Source organism: Cohnella sp. 56 (assembly GCF_037963805.1).
Classification (GTDB): Bacteria; Bacillota; Bacilli; order Paenibacillales; family Paenibacillaceae; genus Cohnella.
On sequence record NZ_JAZDQE010000001.1, the window covers coordinates 610,909 to 628,456 of the forward strand.

The 17,548-nt window shown below is 59.6% G+C and carries 10 protein-coding genes; 9 read left to right on the plus strand and 1 reads right to left on the minus strand.

The annotated features are described in order from the left end of the window. The first annotated feature begins 139 nt into the window (after window positions 1–139). From VQ071_RS02480 to folE, 6 genes are all read left to right on the plus strand, one after another. Window positions 140–736 carry a DUF402 domain-containing protein gene (locus VQ071_RS02480; protein ID WP_340512259.1) on the plus strand — a complete coding sequence of 199 codons (597 nt, stop codon included), beginning with the start codon at window positions 140–142 and terminating at the stop codon, window positions 734–736. Beyond that, complete coding sequence (gene lepB / locus VQ071_RS02485; protein WP_340512260.1) at window positions 733–1,317, plus strand: signal peptidase I; 585 nt, start codon at window positions 733–735, stop codon at window positions 1,315–1,317. Before VQ071_RS02480 ends, lepB begins: the two co-directional genes overlap by 4 nt. An 88-nt stretch (window positions 1,318–1,405) precedes the next feature. Further along, complete coding sequence (queG, locus tag VQ071_RS02490) at window positions 1,406–2,575, plus strand: tRNA epoxyqueuosine(34) reductase QueG (RefSeq protein ID WP_340512379.1); 1,170 nt, start codon at window positions 1,406–1,408, stop codon at window positions 2,573–2,575. A gap of 206 nt (window positions 2,576–2,781) precedes the next feature. After that, window positions 2,782–3,801, plus strand: a complete 1,020-nt coding sequence (locus VQ071_RS02495; protein ID WP_340512261.1) for an HD-GYP domain-containing protein — start codon at window positions 2,782–2,784, stop codon at window positions 3,799–3,801. A 163-nt stretch (window positions 3,802–3,964) separates the two neighbouring features. Beyond that, window positions 3,965–4,189: a YneF family protein gene (locus VQ071_RS02500; RefSeq protein WP_340512262.1), complete on the plus strand. Its 225-nt coding sequence runs from the start codon at window positions 3,965–3,967 to the stop codon at window positions 4,187–4,189. A 66-nt stretch (window positions 4,190–4,255) separates the two neighbouring features. Further along, window positions 4,256–4,849 (plus strand): GTP cyclohydrolase I FolE, encoded by a 594-nt coding sequence (gene folE / locus VQ071_RS02505; RefSeq protein ID WP_340512263.1) that lies wholly within the window; start codon window positions 4,256–4,258, stop codon window positions 4,847–4,849. A 91-nt stretch (window positions 4,850–4,940) separates the two neighbouring features. On the opposite strand, the gene VQ071_RS02510 is transcribed toward folE, so the two are convergent. Then, window positions 4,941–5,693: a GNAT family N-acetyltransferase gene (locus VQ071_RS02510; protein ID WP_340512264.1), complete on the minus strand. Its 753-nt coding sequence runs from the start codon at window positions 5,691–5,693 to the stop codon at window positions 4,941–4,943. Window positions 5,694–5,913: 220 nt separating this feature from the next. Between VQ071_RS02510 and VQ071_RS02515 the strand changes: the two genes are divergently transcribed. From VQ071_RS02515 to VQ071_RS02525, 3 genes are all read left to right on the plus strand, one after another. Next, a complete protein-coding gene (locus VQ071_RS02515; RefSeq protein WP_340512265.1) occupies window positions 5,914–6,990 on the plus strand; it encodes a Gfo/Idh/MocA family protein in 1,077 nt (358 codons plus the stop codon). Window positions 6,991–7,185: 195 nt separating this feature from the next. Next, entirely contained in the window at window positions 7,186–8,775 is a 1,590-nt protein-coding gene (locus tag VQ071_RS02520) for a sensor domain-containing diguanylate cyclase (RefSeq protein ID WP_340512266.1), read from the plus strand. Window positions 8,776–9,022: 247 nt separating this feature from the next. Next, complete coding sequence (locus tag VQ071_RS02525) at window positions 9,023–17,425, plus strand: cadherin-like beta sandwich domain-containing protein (RefSeq protein ID WP_340512267.1); 8,403 nt, start codon at window positions 9,023–9,025, stop codon at window positions 17,423–17,425. Window positions 17,426–17,548: the final 123 nt, after the last annotated feature.

Sequence of the window (17,548 nt, forward strand, 5' to 3'; positions counted from 1 at the left end):
GGTCGTAAATTAGGAGAAAGGGTTAACGGGCATTCACAAACGTGCTTTGGTTTATGCGATTCCCGATAATCGGGTATAATGAAAAAAGCGACAAAACTATTCTTATATTATATCAGGGTTCTACGGCAGGGGGCTTGGCATGGAGCGCAGCGGCGGCCTAATATCTACATCTATATATGAGAGCTGTACGATCAAGAGCTTCAAGCACAACGGCTCGCTCCATCGCATGTGGCTCGAGAATTGGAGAGTCCCCGAGCATATTCTGCATCCTTCGCACCGGGACGCGGGGATCATGGTGTACGTGAACGACCACACGCCGATCCGCGAATCCGACGGCAAGGAATGGATCAGCCGCGTGCCGGCCGTGTCCTTCTTTTTGCCGGGCGAATGGTTCAACGTCGTGGCGTTGCTCGAAGACCGCGGCGTCCGATACTATTGCAATGTGGCATCTCCGCCTTACCGTTATCAGAACGTGTTGACTTATATCGACTACGATCTGGACGTCGTGCTGCTGCCGGGCGGCTCCGTGCTGGAGCTGGACCGGGACGAGTATGACAAGCACAAGGAAGAGTACCGCTACAGCGCGTCCGTCCGCAACCAGGTGGAGGAGGGACTGCGCGCGCTGCATGAGCGGGTGGCGGGGTTCGGCATGCCCTTCGGCGACGAGGAAGCAAGGCGATATTACCGCGAGTGGAGAGACAGCCCCCAGGCGAAGGAGACTGAGTCGCAGCCATGAAGGAACTATCAAGCGTCCGGCAGCCCGGCAGAGCCCGCTCGGTCAAGCCCGAATCCGTCTGGCGGCGCGAGCTGTGGGAGTGGCTGCGCGCGCTCGGCATCGCATTTACGATCGTCATCCTGCTATGGGCATTCGTCTTCAGACTGTCGACGGTGAAGGGCGAATCGATGCAGCCGACCCTATACGAGCACGAGTGGCTGTTCGTGAACAAGATCGCCTACGAGCTCGGCAAGCCCAAGGCGGGCGATGTCGTCATTCTGAAGGATCCGAGCGACGGACCGGACAAGAAAAAGTATCTGGTGAAGCGCATCATCGGCGTCCCGGGCGACACGATCGAAGGCCGGGGCGGCCAGCTCTATGTGAACGGTGAGCTCCGCGTCGAGCCGTACACGGACAGTGAGATCGAGGACGGCGACTTCGGCCCGGTGCAGGTGGGCGAGGGGAAGTACTTCATTATGGGCGACAACCGCCATCTTGGCGCGAGCAAGGACAGCCGCACCTTCGGCGAGGTAGATGAATCGATACTGCTCGGACGCACGGAGTTCATCATGTGGCCGATCGTGCGATGGAAGGTGCTGTGAGACAGAGGAGGGAATCTTGACGTTGGAAACGAGGGGCGGTGCCGCCACAAGCCGCAGCGCCGCATTCTGGTTATCGTTGAAGGAGGAGATGCAGGCGGCGGCGCCGTCGCTTGGCATCGACCGCATTGGCGTGACGACGTCCGAGCCTTTCCCGGAGCTGCGGGAGAGGCTCGAAGTTCATCGGGAGCGTGGATACGAGTCCGGCTTCGAGGAGCCCGATCTGGACAAGCGCACCCAGCCGTCGCTCTTGTTCGAGGAACCTCGCTCGATCGTCGCGATTGCGGTGGCATATCCGTCGAAGCTTAAAAATCCGCCTGTATCCAAGCCCGGCGAGCGCCGCGGGATACTGTCGCGCTCAGCCTGGGGAGAGGATTATCATCGGGTGCTGGACAAGCGGCTCAAAGGACTGGCGGCCTGGCTGGAGGAGCGGGTGCCGGAGCTCAGATGGCTGTCGATGGTCGATACCGGCGCGCTCTCCGACCGGGCCGTAGCCGAGCGGGCGGGCATCGGCTGGAGCGGCAAAAACTGCATGATCATGAACGACGAGCAGGGCTCGTGGATATATCTCGGTGAGATGATCACGAATCTGCCGCTGCCGCCGGATGTGCCGATCGCCGATCAATGCGGCGACTGCACGATCTGCATCGACGCCTGCCCGACGGGGGCGCTGGTCGGACCGGGGCAGCTGAACGCGCAGAAGTGCATCTCGTATCTGACGCAGAGCAAAGGGCTGCTCGACGAGGAGACGATGGTCAAGATCGGCAATCGGCTGTACGGCTGCGACACCTGCCAGATCGTCTGTCCGGTCAACCGGGGCATCGACCACAGACATCAGGCCGAGACGCTGCCGGACCCGGAGGTAGCCAAGCCGCTGCTGCTGCCGCTGCTGCGGATGGGCAACCGCGCGTTCAAGGACACGTTCGGCGCGAGCAGCGCCTCCTGGCGCGGGCGCAAGCCGATCCAGCGCAATGCGCTGATCGGACTCGGGAACTTCCGCGACGAGGCGTCCGCGGGAGATGTCGCGCAGGTGCTGCGCGAGGACCCGCGCTTCGAGCTGCGCGCGACGGCCGCCTGGGCGCTTGGCCGCATCCGCGGCGAGATCGCCGAGGCGGCGCTGACGGCGGCGGCCGAGTCGGACGCGGACGAACGCGTCCGCGCGGCCGCCGCGCGCGCCCTGGCGGCGCTGCGGGAGCCCGAAGCGGGCAGACGCGGGCGCGCTGCCGGCGCCCGCGAAGAAGATCCCAGTCACCGGGCGTAGCGCCGGTTGCCCCGGCTGCGGGGCTCCGCTGTGGGAGCAGGGGGATCGTGACGAGAGAAAACGGTCATGCGTTTTCTCTTTTTTTTGCAGATTAGCGTCTCCGGCGCGAATCTTTATTTGCTATAACGGACCATAGCGGGATAAGATGTTGATAGAACGACCGTTCAGCCTTTACTTTACAGGGCATCCATGGGGGAACTTGAGATATGAAGCTCGCTGACATCGATAGTCTCGAACCGGGGCAGCTGCTCGGCAGAACGTTATTCTCGGAAAACGGTACGGTCCTGCTCTCGGCCGGCGTGCAGCTGACCGTGTTCATGATCAGTACGCTCCGCAGGCTCGGGGTGCCGATGGTCTATATCACGGAGCCGGGGGAGATGGAGATCCCGCAGGACGAGGTGCTCTCGGAGCAGACCAAGCAGGCGGTCATCTCCCAGATGTCGGCGGTCTATCACTCGCTGCGTTCCGGCAAGGAGTTCAATGCCAGGGCGATCAGCCTGTCCGTCGATCAGCTGATGGAGGACGTGCTCCGCAGCCAGAACGTTCTCGTCCAGCTCTCGGATATCCGTACCGCGGACAATGAGATGTACATCCATAGCATGAATGTCTGCATGATGGCGACGATGGTCGGCGTCAATATGGGGCTGAACATGCTCCAATTGAAGGAGCTGGCGCTCGGCGCCCTGCTGCACGATATAGGCAAGCTCGGTGCACGGGAGCTTGAAGAGGGGCGCACGCACCACGCCTGGCGGGGCTTCGAGCTGCTCAAGCTGAAGCGGGAATACAGCCTCCTCACCGCGCATGTGGCATTCCAGCATCACGAGGCGCCGGACGGCAGCGGACAGCCCCGGGGCTTGTCCGGAGACGAGATTCATCCGTACGCCAAGATTACGGCAGTGGCCAACCTGTACGACAACCTCGTGCACGGCACGGCCGATACGCCGCGCATGCTGCCGCATGAAGCGATCGAACGCCTCCACGCGCTGTCGGAGACGGCGCTCGACCGCGAGGTGCTCATCGAATTTCTGAAGATCGTGTCCGTCTACCCGAACGGCGTGTCCGTCAGGCTGTCCAACCGCTTGATCGGCATCGTCGTCGCCCAGCATCGCGGATTGCCGGGCAGACCGATCGTGCGCGTCATTGCCAAGGAGGGAGATTCCTCCGCCGCGCGCGAGCTGGATCTGTCCACTCTGCCGACGCTGTTCATCGAAGCCGTCATCAACTAGCACGACAGCACCGGAGTGCCCTGCTCCACCTGTGTCCGGAGGGCGGGAGCGGCCGGAGCGGGTTGATCGCAGGCCGCGGCTCGTGCTATTATAGGCTGGCTGTCCCGCACATTCGCGAGACTGTCGTTCATGCAATTATGCACACAATTTGGAGGTATGGCAGATGGGCTTTTGGGATATTCTGATTCCGATTCTGACGTTGATCGTCGGGCTCGTGCTTGGCTTCATCGGCGGCGTCTTCTACCTGCGCAGCCAGATGACGAAGATGCAGAGCAACCCGGACATGCTGGCCAAGATGGCCAAGCAGATGGGATATAATATGAACAAGCAGCAGCTCCAGAAGGCCCAGCAGATGATGAAGAACCAGAACTTCAAACCCCGCAAATAATGGAGGCGCGGCGCCCGGGGCTTTGTGGGTCCCGGCGTCCGTCTTCGGATGAAGGAAGGGTCGAGTATGGCCGGTCTTAAGGATTATCTGAACACGAACGTCACGAACAACCGCGAGCAGGTCGAGTATCATATCCGCGAGCTGCTCAAGCTGATCGGCGAGGATGTGGAGCGCGAGGGATTGCTCGAGACGCCGGCTCGCGTCACACGGATGTACGAGGAGATCTTCGGCGGCTATGCGATCGATCCGCGCGACGCGCTCGGCGTCACGTTCGACGAGCAGCACGAGGAGCTCGTCATCGTGAAGGATATCGTGTACTACAGCCAGTGCGAGCATCATATGGCGCCCTTCTTCGGCAAGGCGCACATCGGCTACATACCGAGCGGCAAGATCGCCGGCCTGAGCAAGCTGGCGCGGCTCGTGGAGGCGGTCACGCGGAGACTGCAGGTGCAGGAGCGCATCACCTCGCAGATCGCCGATATTTTGGACGAAGTGTTGCAGCCGGGCGGCGTCATGGTCGTCGTCGAAGGGGAGCATCTGTGCATGTGCGCCCGCGGCGTCAAGAAGTACGGCAGCAAGACGGTTACCTCCGCCGTACGCGGGCAATTCCGCGGCAGCCCGGCGCTGCGGTCCGAGTTTCTCTCGCTGTTGAAGGAATAACGTATAAAAAGCCGTCTGTCCGGCCGCGCGATGCGATCGGACAGACGGCTTTTTTCGGTATGCCGGGGGCTGCGGATACAGGAGAGGACGTTCACGGCCAGCGTACGCGATACCAATACTCGTACAGCTTGCGGTAGCCCAGCTTGTCATACAGCCGGCGCGCCGCAGCGTTGCTCTCTATGACCTGCAGGTAGCTGCCATGCGCGCCGTGCGATTGTCCCCAGCGAAGGATGTGCCTCATGAGCCGTTCGCCGAATCCGCGATTGCGGTGCTGGAGGGAGGTCACGATATCGTACAGACCGAGATCGCCGTCATCGATGACGCCGATGCCGACGGCTACGGGGATGCCCTCCGAGCGAAGGGTGAAAAAGCCGCGGCGCAGGGAGCTGCTTGCCAGCATGGCGGCCGCGATCGCGGTCTGTTCGGGCCTCAGCTGCAGCAGCCGGGAGGCGGTCGCCAGCCATTCCTCCGTCAGGTCGCCGTCCACGCACAGGTCGTCGGTCGAGCAGACATCGACCTGTGCGTCCAGCGAGCGGACAAGCACCAGGGAACGGTCCGCGAGCCGGTATCCGTAATCGTCCAGCCGTCCGTCCAGACCGGCCGATTCGCATAGCGGCGTGATCTTGAATATGGTAGGCAGCCCCGCGCGGTGGTAGGCATCCTCGCAGTAGCCGACCATGGCGCGCAGGTCGGCTCCGGGGTCGGTCCAGAGGGGCTGCACGGAATTGGATCGCTTCGTATATCCCCGCGATTGCCTGAGCAGCCAGCCGCCGTACGTCATTTGCTGCAGGGCAGGCCAGGCGTTCAGCGTTTTCCTCTCGATGATGCCGATATCCTCGCGCATGACGCACGCTCCTTCGGGAAAAAATCGAATCTCAATGAGAATAAATATACATAAATATTAATAAATATGCAACTTTCGCCGAGCGCGCGCCGAGGTCGGGCCGAGGACGGGCCTAACGAGAATAAGAACTGGGCTAAATCGCTCCTCGTTCGACGTGTCTAAGTTCGGTATGATAGCGGTAACAGCAATCAGAAAATAATCCTGTAATGGAGGCTAATCCATGTCAACGACGGACAAAGTACGTATCGGCCTGATCGGTGCCGGCAACATCGGCAACGTGCACCTGCAAGAGTTCGGCAAGCTCGCGGAGATCTGCGAGATCGTCGCGATCACGGACGTCTACCTGCCGCTGGCCGAAGCCCGCGCGCAGCAATACGGCATCGAGACGGTGTCCCCGTCTCCGGAAGCGCTCATCGAGCGCCTCGATATCGACGCCGTCATCGTGGCCGTGCCCAATCAGAGCCATGCGCCGCTCACGATCCGCGCGCTCGAGCACGGCAAGCATGTCCTCGTCGAGAAGCCGATGGGGCTCGATTCGGCTGCGGCCAAGGACATCGTGCGGGCGCAGCACAAGAGCGGCAAGACCGTTATGGTCGCCCATCAGATGCGCTGGGAGTGGCTCCCGCAGCTTGTGAAGGCGCAGGTCGACCGCGGCGAGCTGGGCCGCATCTATACGGCCAAGACGGGCTGGTACCGCCGCAAGGGCATTCCCGGCTGGGGCACCTGGTTCACGCAGCATGATCAATCGGGCGGGGGACCGCTGATCGATATCGGTGTGCATATGCTCGACCTTGCGTTTTTCCTCATGGGAGAGCCCAAGCCTGTATCCGTCTACGGCTCGACCTACGCCGAATTCGGTCCCCGCAAGAAGGGCATCGGATCCTGGGGCAAGCCGGATTGGAACGGCATCTACGACGTCGAGGACCTGGCGACCGCCATCATCAAGATGGAGGACGGCTCCTCGCTCACGCTGGAGGTCAGCTGGGCGGTTCATATGAACACGGACAGCGCGCCGTTCGTTCATCTCATGGGTTCGGAGGGCGGCGCCTTCCTCAAGGGCGGCGAGGGCAAGTTCCTCACCGAGCGATTCGACCAGCCCGTCGACATCCCGCTCATCGCTCCGATCGAGGACGAGGGCGCGCGGGTCAAGCTGAGCCGCCACTTCATCGATTGCGTCCGCACCGGACAGACGCCGACGACGTCGGCCGAGACCGGGCTTCGCAGCAATCTGATCATCGACGCGATCTACGAATCTTCCCGCACCGGCGGCGAAGTCAAGCTGGACTGGTCGCTCTAGCCCGATCGGCGACAGCGTCCTCACGCACCGCGGCAGCCATGAACCGAAGCCCCGCTTCGGTCCGTGGCTGTTTGCGCTGAATTGACTTTCTATACATTGAACTAGCAATCTGTGGTAGAATACGATTCGTCGGATTATTGACGAACCATGTAGAATTTCAACGCTTTCCGCGAGCTCGAAGACTGGAGAACGTTCATGCACAGATTCAGGTTCAGGCGGGGCAAGGGCATCCGTCTCTCTGTCATATTCACCGTCGTTGTCGTGCTCTCCGTCGCTATTACGGCGGCGCTGAACACGATCGTCGGCTATCAGGCGCAAAAACAATCGCTGGCGCGCAACACGCTTGAGCTGAACCGGATAACGGCCAACGAGCTGAGCGTCGCCATCGATACGATATTTGTCTCCATGACGCAGTCGCTCAAGACGGCCAGCGAGCACTTCGCCTCCCCCGGCGGCCGGATCGGGCGAGCCGGCGACTGGCTCGACTATACGCGGGGGAGCATGTCCTTTTTTAATTCCATCGCGCTTGTGGACGACAAGGGCAAGATCACGGCGATCTCGCCGAACAAAGGAGACCTCGTCGGTCAGCTGCTGACATCGGCGGCGGCCAAGCAAGCGCTGAGCGAGCGCGTGCCGCTCGTATCCGAGCCGTACGTCGCATTGACCAAGCGGCTGCTCGTGCTCGTCAGTTACCCGATCTTCGACGCCGACGGGACTTACCGCGGCTTCGTCAGCGGGACGATCTACCTGCACGAGAGCAACGTGCTGCAGACGATTCTGGGCACGCAGGAGTCGAACATGAACGGCTCCTATTACTACGTCGTCGACAATCGCGGCAATGTCATCTACCATCCGGACAAGTCGCGGATTGGCGACAACGTAGCCGTCAATGGGGCCGTCGCCGAGATCATGCAGGGCAGGGGTGGCCAGAAGGAGATCACGAATACGAGGGGACTGCGAATGCTCGCGGGCTACGCCATCGTGCCCAGTGTCAAATGGGGCATCGTCTCCCAGACGCCCGCCTCGAACGTGACGCGCAGCGTCAAGGGCATCGTGACCCGTATGGCGCTTATCTCCGCGCCATTCATCCTGATGCTGGCGCTGCTCGTCATCGGGATCTCGCATCGTCTCGCCTATCCGCTCCGCCGGCTGGCAGGCTATGCATCCCTGCTCAACAAGGGAGAGACGGCCGAGATTCCCGTCCTGACGACCCGCCATCTCATCTACGAAGCCAATGAGCTCAACCGTGCGGTGATCGATGCCTTCCGCATGATGGGAGACCGTACCGAGGCGCTGTCCATCGAAGCCCATACCGACGCGCTGACCGGACTGCGCAACAGGCGCTTCCTCGACTCGCTCCTCGCGGCCTGGGACCGTCAGCGCCAGCCGTATGCGGTCATCCTGATGGACCTCGACCGCTTCAAGTCCGTCAACGATACATACGGCCACCTCAAGGGCGACCAGGTGCTGCAGTTCCTCGCAGGCGTGCTGATCGAGGAGAAGCGGGACTGCGACTACGCCTGCCGGTACGGCGGCGAGGAATTCATCCTGCTGCTGCCCTACGGGGACAAGGAGCTCGCATACCTGCTCGCGGAGAGCATCCGCGTGCGCCTGATGGAGGCGGAGTCGCCGATCGGCCGGCCGGTCACCCTGTCGCTCGGCATCGCCGCCAGGCCCCAGGACGGCGCGAACGCGGCAGCGGTCGTCCATTGCGCCGACGAGGCGCTGTACCGCGCGAAGGAGGGCGGGAGGAATAGGACGGTGCTGTACAGGCAGGATCTGTGATATGCGGCCATGACATGATGTCGATTTTAACGATATTTTAAGGAATAGGGCCCCCAGCATCGTTCTGGGGGCCTTTTTTCTACATAAAGATCTATTTTCTGAGTAAATATTCCATATTTTTTAGTGTTTTTTAAGTGTTTTTTAATATAATGGTCCTACTTATAGGCATTCAAGGAGGGGCGAAAGAGCTCGATTCGCAAGAGGGCAAATCGAAGCAAAAGACCAGTTAGAGAGGGAGACTATCTTAATGAGTATTTTCGCGGCAACAGGCAGCCGTCGCAAAATCGCGGCCGTGCTCGCATTTCTGCTTATGTTCCAGATGGTGCTGTCGGGGTCCGCATCGTTCGGAGGCAGAGCTCACGCGGCAGACAAGCCTCAGAAGTATATTACGTTTTTGTATACGGACTTCAAGGAAGCAATCGACAGAATGTCCTTCAACGGTTGGGCCACGGCTGCGGATAACGGCGCTTTGCAACTTACGCCGAATAAAGGCAGCACTTTCGGCACCGCATTTAATAGAGAAAAAGTGTCGCTTCGCGATAATACCGGCTTCAGCACGTATTTTACGTTCAATATGACCAACAAGGGCAGCGATCCCGGCGTTCCGGCCGGAGCCGACGGGCTCGTGTTCGCCATCCAGACCAAGTCGAACAGCGCGGGCAGCGTCGGCGGCGGGATGGGATTTGAAGGCATTCCGAACAGTGTCGGCGTCGAGTTCGATACGTTTGACAATGGGCCTTCCAAATGGGGCGCCAACGGTGATCCGAGCGACAATCATGTTGCGGTCGATCTGAACGGCTACGTCGGCCATGGCAGGGGCGGCAATCCGGCCGCATACGCCGAGCCGACCATAGACTTTAACTCGGGAAGCGATGTGTACGTCTGGATCGATTACAAGACGGCGGATCAGACGCTTTATGTCTACTACAGCAGCTCGAGCACGCGGCCGACAACGCCGAAGCTTACGTATTCGGGGCTCGACCTGGCTTCCGTGCTTGCTTCGAAGGATGTATTCGTAGGCTTCACCGCCGCAACGGGAAGTGCTTGGCAGAACCATAACATTAAACAATGGTACTTCACGAACACATACGATCCGATCGACCTCAACAGCGCGACTTATGTGGAAGCGCCCAGCATCATGTCGGTCAACGCCGCCGTGTACGATTCGGGCAGCGTACAGACGGCTGTATACTACAAAGCGGATTTGAATCTCAAGGATTCCAAGAAAAATCCCGGAAAAAAAATCGATCTGTACGTGGAAAATGTGAATAACACCACGTTCCTCGATCCTGAAAACGAGTTTGCGCCGCTATCTGCGCCTCCGACTTTGAAGACGGACGACAACGGCAATGCGACGTATTTCTATACCGCAGTCAATGCGGCGCAGGCGATTCCGACGTTCCGGATCTCGACACTATACGGCGCCTATTACGACATTCGACTGACGACGCCTCCGCAAGTCGAGACCGGCACGCCCGAAGAGTTGTACAATGCCAACGATTCGAATGGGCAGAGAGCCAATATTCCGGTGAATATTGTTAATACAGGCGGTACGAGCATCAGCGAGTGGGCTGCCGAATACAGAGAGAAGACAGATAACGATAGCAAACCGTGGATTCACGTTGTCGGCACATATCCGTCTGCAGTCTTGAACGCCTCGGGAACTTATACCGTGCGGCTGGAAGGTCTGAAGGAGGACACATATTACGAAGCGCGCGCCTTTGCTAAAAATAACAAGGACAAGACTTTGGGGCAGCCTGTACAGTTCGTCGTGCAGATGCCGATGCCGAAGGACGGTCTCAAATACTCGCGCGTCGGTCCGTCCAAGATCTACTATGAAGACGCCGAGTCCGTACAGGTCGTCGGGGAGAATCTGTATTGGCTGCTGAAAAAACTGCCGTACACGCTCAGCGTGAAGATTAGCGGCGGCGGGCAGACATACACCATACCGCGTTCCGATATTCAAACTGTCGGCAACTCGGGATTGAAGATCAAGCTTCCGACACCGAACGGAGCGAAGCTGCCGCTCGGCGTATACGATCTAAACATTACTCACGAGTTTTTCGATAGCAAGACCTTCACGTCCGCCTTCGAGTTGACGAAAGATACCGCGTATCGTTCGATCAATTACGATGAGATTGTCGTCGATAATACTATGGAAAGATCGTTGCGCAACCCTTCCGATGTAGACAATATTACGCTGCGAGGTCCGTTCGTTGAGAACGCTTCGGAGAAGGGTGTCTTCCGGCTACGCGATCCGAATGCTGTCGTTACCTTGAATGACAACTTGCTGTTCAAAGGTACCGATCTGGTTGTCGACAAATCCAATCCGGTTCGTCAAGTGATTCGAGGCAAGGGCCGGTTGTACGTCAATGGTAAAAATACAATTCCGATTCTATCGACGTATACGATACTCGATGGCAATTTTGAGCTGGATCCCACCAACTTCAAATTCGGGATTTCTTCGCTGGCGTCTAAGGCGTTGGATTATACCGGCATGAATATGCCTGTGGATCTTGTTTCGTTTACGTTTATCAAGGGCGGTATCCGGATATCCGGCAAGGCCGACCTCGGCTTCAAGATGGGAAGCGCCAAGATCAATGCAGGGGCCGATGTCACAGCCCTGGACTTCATGAAAAACCGCTTCGATCTCGCCGCCAACTTCAAGGCTGGCGCAGACTTCAAGAGCGGACCGCTCGAAGCGGCAGAGCTTCGGTTCAGCATCGACACCCGGACGCCGGAGTTCGGCGTCGGCGCATCGGCCGAGCTCAAGAAGGCGAAAGTCGGCTTCGACATCGACCTGCTGCTCAAGGACAAGAAGCTGGACTCCATCAGCTTCGCCGTCAAAAAAGAGATTAAGATCGGCTCCACGGGCGCGCAGATTACCAAGCTCGGCGGCGGTGTCTCCAATATGACCGCGCTGTCCGAAGCGCCGCTGACGTTCTCGGTGCTCGGCGGATTGTCCGACTATCTCACGCCGAAGATCGGCGGAAACTACATGGTCAACGGCAACGATCTGCGCGTCGATCTGTCGGCCAACCACTTCGGCGCATCCGGCAAGCTGGCGATCTATTCGATCAACATAGCCGGTGTAGACATGTTCATCGTGTTCAACCCAACCGGTTATCGCGGTTACGATCGCGCCGGCTTCGATTTGGGCGCGAACATCAACGTGCTCGACATTCTGGTCGGCCAGGTTGTCGTGAAGTACTTCCAGGGATCTTCGTTTACGGGCTACGCTAGTGCTGCTGTACAGGTGCCGCGTTCGGTGCCGCTGGTCGGCGGGCAGCGGCTCTCCAAGGCCGAAGTCGGCGTCGACTCCTCACGCTTCAGAGCGGCGCTGTCGGTCATCGGCATCGGGTTCGTGGTGAAGTATCCGTTCTCGACGCGCAGCTTCGACTGGGATGTCGACATGGCCTCTACGCTCAAAAACATTGGTAGCGCAGTCGTCAATACAGGCAAGGCGGTCGTGAACAAGATCAAGAGCTGGTTCTGGTTCGTTGACCCGAATGCGGCAAGCGAATCGACGGCTGCCGACTTCGGCGACGTGCCAGGTGTCGTCGGCGAGAAGCTGTTCAGCCAGAGCAGCATTCGCGCTTCGATCTTAGGCACGTATGTAAACGGCCGGATCTCTACCGAAGTCACGGAGACGAATCCGATCGTGACCAAGGCGGCTGACGGCAAGATTACGCATGAATTCACGGCAAACGAATCCTACGACGCGCTCATCGCGGTCAAGGGTGCCGGAGAGGACCTGAAGCTGATCTCTCCGGATGGCTCCAAGTACGGCATTCGACTTGAAAAGAAAGATGGCATTGCGCCGAACGCATATTACGATGCGGAGAAAGGCGTGCTTGTCATCGAAGCGGCCCTCACGAAGGGCGTATGGAAAATTGTCGCAAACGCAACGCTCGATATTAAGGTGCACAAGCTTCTGTATGCAGGCGGTACGGGGGCGATCGACGAGCTCGCGACTGATCTGAATGGCGCGGTGGCCAAGAACCTGGTGCCGCTCGATATCGTGCGGCAAGGCAAATACCTCGTCGAGATCGTTGGCGGCGCAGCCAATGCTGCCCTGATCAAGGGAGACGGCAGAGCCTATTCGACCGAAGCCAATGCGGCGGACGCCGCATGGAACGTCAAGCGCGACGATGCGGACGGCACGACGTGGATGCTCATCGAAGCGCCGGGCGCAGAACGCTGGTATGTCAATGCAGGCATGGATGCCAAGGTAAACTTGTACCGCATGCGCGCCGACGCTACGATGAGCGAGACGATGGCATGGCGCGGCGGCTCGGAGTTTGCGGCCGCAGCGAACTTCACCGCGCTCAAGGGCTTCCAGGCGACGCTCGATATTTACGGCGGCACGCAGGACACGAAGCTTTATCGTCCTGACGGCACGTCCTATCCGCTGGTTTTCGACAAGAATTCCAACGACTGGAATGCGATCTATGACGAGACGCACGGCGTGGTCAGTACGCTGATCGATGTCGATCAGGACGGCATCTGGATCGTCAAGTCCGGCGGCTTCGTCGATCTTGACGCCATGACGCTGATGCAAAAATCGACGATGGCCGATATGTACGGACCGGATGCTGTATATACGTATTCCCTGTCGATGATGGAGAAGGGCAAGTATCTGCTCGACATCGCCGGTGGCGATCTGAGCACGAAGATCTACGGCACCGACGGCCGCGAGATCGCGATCAACGCGACGCCGGATGCTGTGGGGCGCAACGCCATCCTGGACGAGAACGGGCTCAAAGTATCGGTGGACATCAGCATGACGGGCACACTGAAGGTCCAGACGAAGGGCCATACGACGGTCGAGCAATATCTGCTGGCTCCGCTGCCTCAGGTGGCCAAGCTGACGGCCTCGGCCCAAGCGGAACGCAACGCTTATGAAGTGACCTGGCGGGTAGAAAATGCCAAGCCGGACACCAAGGTCAAGTTAATCATGGCGAACGACGCAAACGAGCCGGTCGGCCAGGTGCTCGCCGAGAACCTCCCGGCTTCGGGCATTACGACGGTGACGCTGCCTGCGAACAATCTGCCGGGCGATTACTATCTGGCGCTCGTTGCGGATAGCGAGTCTTACGCGCCGGTGTTCAAGACGCTGGAGCAGCCGATCGCATACCAGGCTTCGCAGATGCTGGCCAAGCCGGCCAACATCCAGGCCCAGGCGACCGGAGACGCGGGCGTGACGATTAGCTTTACGGATGCCGGTTATGCGAGCACGACCGCTTACCGCGTCTATCCGGCCGACGCGAATGGCAACGTGAACTACAACGGTACGTCGTACGAGTTCCAACCGGATCAGGGGCGCGGCGCCAATCAGCGCTTCGTGCTGGCAGGCCTCACGACCGAACAGGCGTACAAGCTGCGTGTCATGATCGTACGCGCGGCGTACGAGGCGGACGGAGAGACGTTGAAGTCGCTTCTCGTCAGCGAGCTGTCCGACGTGGCTGAGGTGTTCCTGCCCAAGCCTAACCCGGCGAAGCTGGACGTATCGTATGAAGCGGGCGACCGCGCGCCGTCCGAGCAGCCTTACTATCCTTATGAGGTAAAGGCGGAAGATCTGAACGGCTTGAGCGAAGCGGAAAAACAAGCACTGCAACACACGCTGGTTGTGACGGATTCCGATCATGTTGTCTTGCATGTCGACAGTGATCAGCCTGCGAAGCTCAAGCTGCTGGTGAACGATGCGGAAGTCGCACCGAAGAGCGGCGATCCGGCGGCGTTCGAGCTGGATACGTTGACTGAAGGAGAGTACCGGATCGAAGTTCAGGCGACAAATGCAGGCGGCGACACGAGCTCTCGCTACAGCCGGTTGATCGTGGACCGTACCGCGCCGTACTTGTACCTGAAGACGCCGACGAACGGCGCAATCGTAGACGGCAGCCGTGCCAGACTCGAAGGCGCGACCGAAGCCGGAGCTGTCTTGACCGTTAACGGCACCGTCGTGCCGGTCGATGCAATCGGACACTTCGTCTACTATGCGCCGTTCCCCGACAGCGGCGTGCTGCCGCTCGAGCTCAAGGCGACCGATGCCGCCGGCAACGAGACTGTGCACAAGCTTGAAGTGCTCGCCAGCGGCGCAAATGCCGCGGGCGAATCGAGTGCGGATCTGGCAGCGTTCGGAACCGGTGAAGGCGTACTGGATGCGGTGTTCATCCCGAGCCTTACGTCCTACAAGACTTCGATCGACGTACGCGAAAAGCAAACCCGCGTATGGGCGGTGCCCGTAAACAAGGAGGCCACCGTCACGATCGGCGGCAAACCGGTCGACGATCAGTTCTCGGCCGTCGTCGATATGACGAACGGCAGCGCCGTCCAAGCGGTCGTTAAGTCTGGCGGGAACACGCAGACCTATAGTCTGAACGTGACGACCGAGTCGGGTCTCGCGGGGCTCAAGTCGCTCGATGTATCCGCTCAGGATGCAGGCGGTGCGACTGTATCGGAAGCCATCGAACTGAGCAAGGACTACGGAGCGCCGTTTGCAGAGAATACGGTCAGCTATGCGGCACAGACGGACAATGCCGTAGCATCCGTCCGGGTTAAGCCCGTGGAGGCTGCGCCGGGTTCGCTGATCCGCGTTACCTCTGAATTGGCGAAGGATCAGTATAAGATTGAGTCGGTAACTTCCGGTCAATCATCCGGTCCGATCGCGCTGAAGGTAGGCTCCAACAAGATCACGGTCGAGGTGCTGTCGCCGAACGACGCGGCGGCAGCAACGCCGGATTGGAAAAATGCCAAAAAATTCGAGCTGAAGATCGAGCGCAAAACGGCTTCGGATGCGAGCCTTAAGCAGCTGGCGCTGTCCGGCATCGCACTCATGCCGGGTACGTTCGACAGCAGCGTGCTCGACTACAACGCACGTGTCGGTGCAAATACGTCTTCGGCGCAGCTGAGCTTCGCGGCAACGGATGCGAACTCCGCCGTGTTCATCAATGGCGCAGCCAAGGGCTCCGCGGGTACCGAGACGCTCACGCTGGCGACAGGAACCAACAGTTATGTGCTTGAAGTTCATGCGGCAGACGGCACGGTGCAGACGTATTCGCTCGTGATTTATCGCGACAAGACGTTCTCCTCCTCGCTGCTGCTGAGCGAGCTGTCCGTCAAGGATATGAAGCTGACGACAGAATTTAAGCCGCTGACGAGAAATTACCAGATCAAGGACAGCACTTATAGCGAGACGATCGTAGTAGTTGCGAAGCCAGAAGTCACGGGCGCGATCGTTAAGGTTAACGGCAAGGAAACTAAAGAAGACGGAACGGCGATGGCATCGCTCTCGGTTGGTATCAACTCGGTGCAGGTGCAGGTGCAGTCGCCGGATACTCAGGAGACCAACCTGTATTCCATCTCGATCGTCCGGAACGCGATCAGCGTGGAGCCGACCGACGAGTTCACCGTCAAGATCAACGACGACCTCAACCATAAGGTCGCGACGGGCAAGAAAACGAAGGAGAACGGCAAAAATGTGCTGCGTGTCTCCTTTGTGAAGGAAGAACTGAACAAAATGCTGGCATCGAGCGGTGCCAAGCCGGTCATCAAGATTAGTGCAGATGCCGGGATCGATCGGGTCGTAACCGGCCTCACCGCCGAGCTGGTTAAAAATCTGCAGCAAAAAGAGGCGGTATTGTACATCGACACGGGCAGCTCCTACTACATGCTCCCGTCCGCCGCTTTGGACATCGCGCAGATTCAAAATACGTTCGCGCCCGGCAATCTGTCGGACGTTGCGGTCACGATCGACATCAAGCATCCCGGCGCGGATGAGCAGGAAGCAATCGGCAAGCGCGCGGCCAAGTCCGGCGCAGCCGTCATCGGTACGCCGACGGACTTCAGCGTGACGTACACGTACAATGGCAAGACGATCGCGGCAGACCGGTTCTCTCAATATGTAGAACGCGCGATCGAGCTGCCGGCGGCGGACGCAGGTCAAGTCACGACAGGCGTACGCATTCTGGAGGACGGCAGCCTGTATCACGTGCCGACCTTCGTGAAAAAAGTCGGGGAGCGCGACTTTGCAGTCATGAACAGCTTCACCAACAGCGTGTATGCCTTGATTGCAAATAAGGCAAGCTTCAAGGACACGACGGGCAGATGGTCGCAGCAAGCGGTCGAGGATCTCGCATCCCGTACGATCCTCACGGGCACCGGCGACGGCGTCTTCGAGCCTGCGCGCAGCGTCACGCGCGCCGAGTTCGCGGCAATGATCGTGCGGGCGCTGGGACTTCCGGCGATGACCGACGGCGTCTACAAGGACGTGAAGACGGCCGATTGGTACGCGCCGTTCGTCTCCGCGGCCAAGTCGTACGGTCTGATCAGCGGCTATCCGGACGGGACGTTCCGTCCGAAGCAGACGATCACGCGTGCGGAAGCCGTCGCGATTATCGGCAAAGCCTGGACGCTGGCAGGCAAGACGGCCGCGACTGAGGACGAGGCGGCGGCAGCGCTGGCCGGAATCTCGGACAGCGCGGATATCCCGGCTTGGGTGCGCCCGGCTTTCGGATCGGCCTTCAAGCTGGGCCTGATCTCGGGCTACGGGGACGGCGGCGTCAAGCCGCTGCGGACGGTAACCCGTGAAGAGACCGCGGCGATGCTGCGCAATCTGCTGGTCCGCTCGGAGCTTATCGAGTCCAAGTAAATAGCACGACCTTACGCCTTTCCGGGGAGCAAGCGGCCCGGAAAGGCGTTTTTTTGCATGCTCGTCGGCGATGGCCGCCGATACGATCCATACAAAAAAGCCTCGGCACACCAGCCGAGGCCT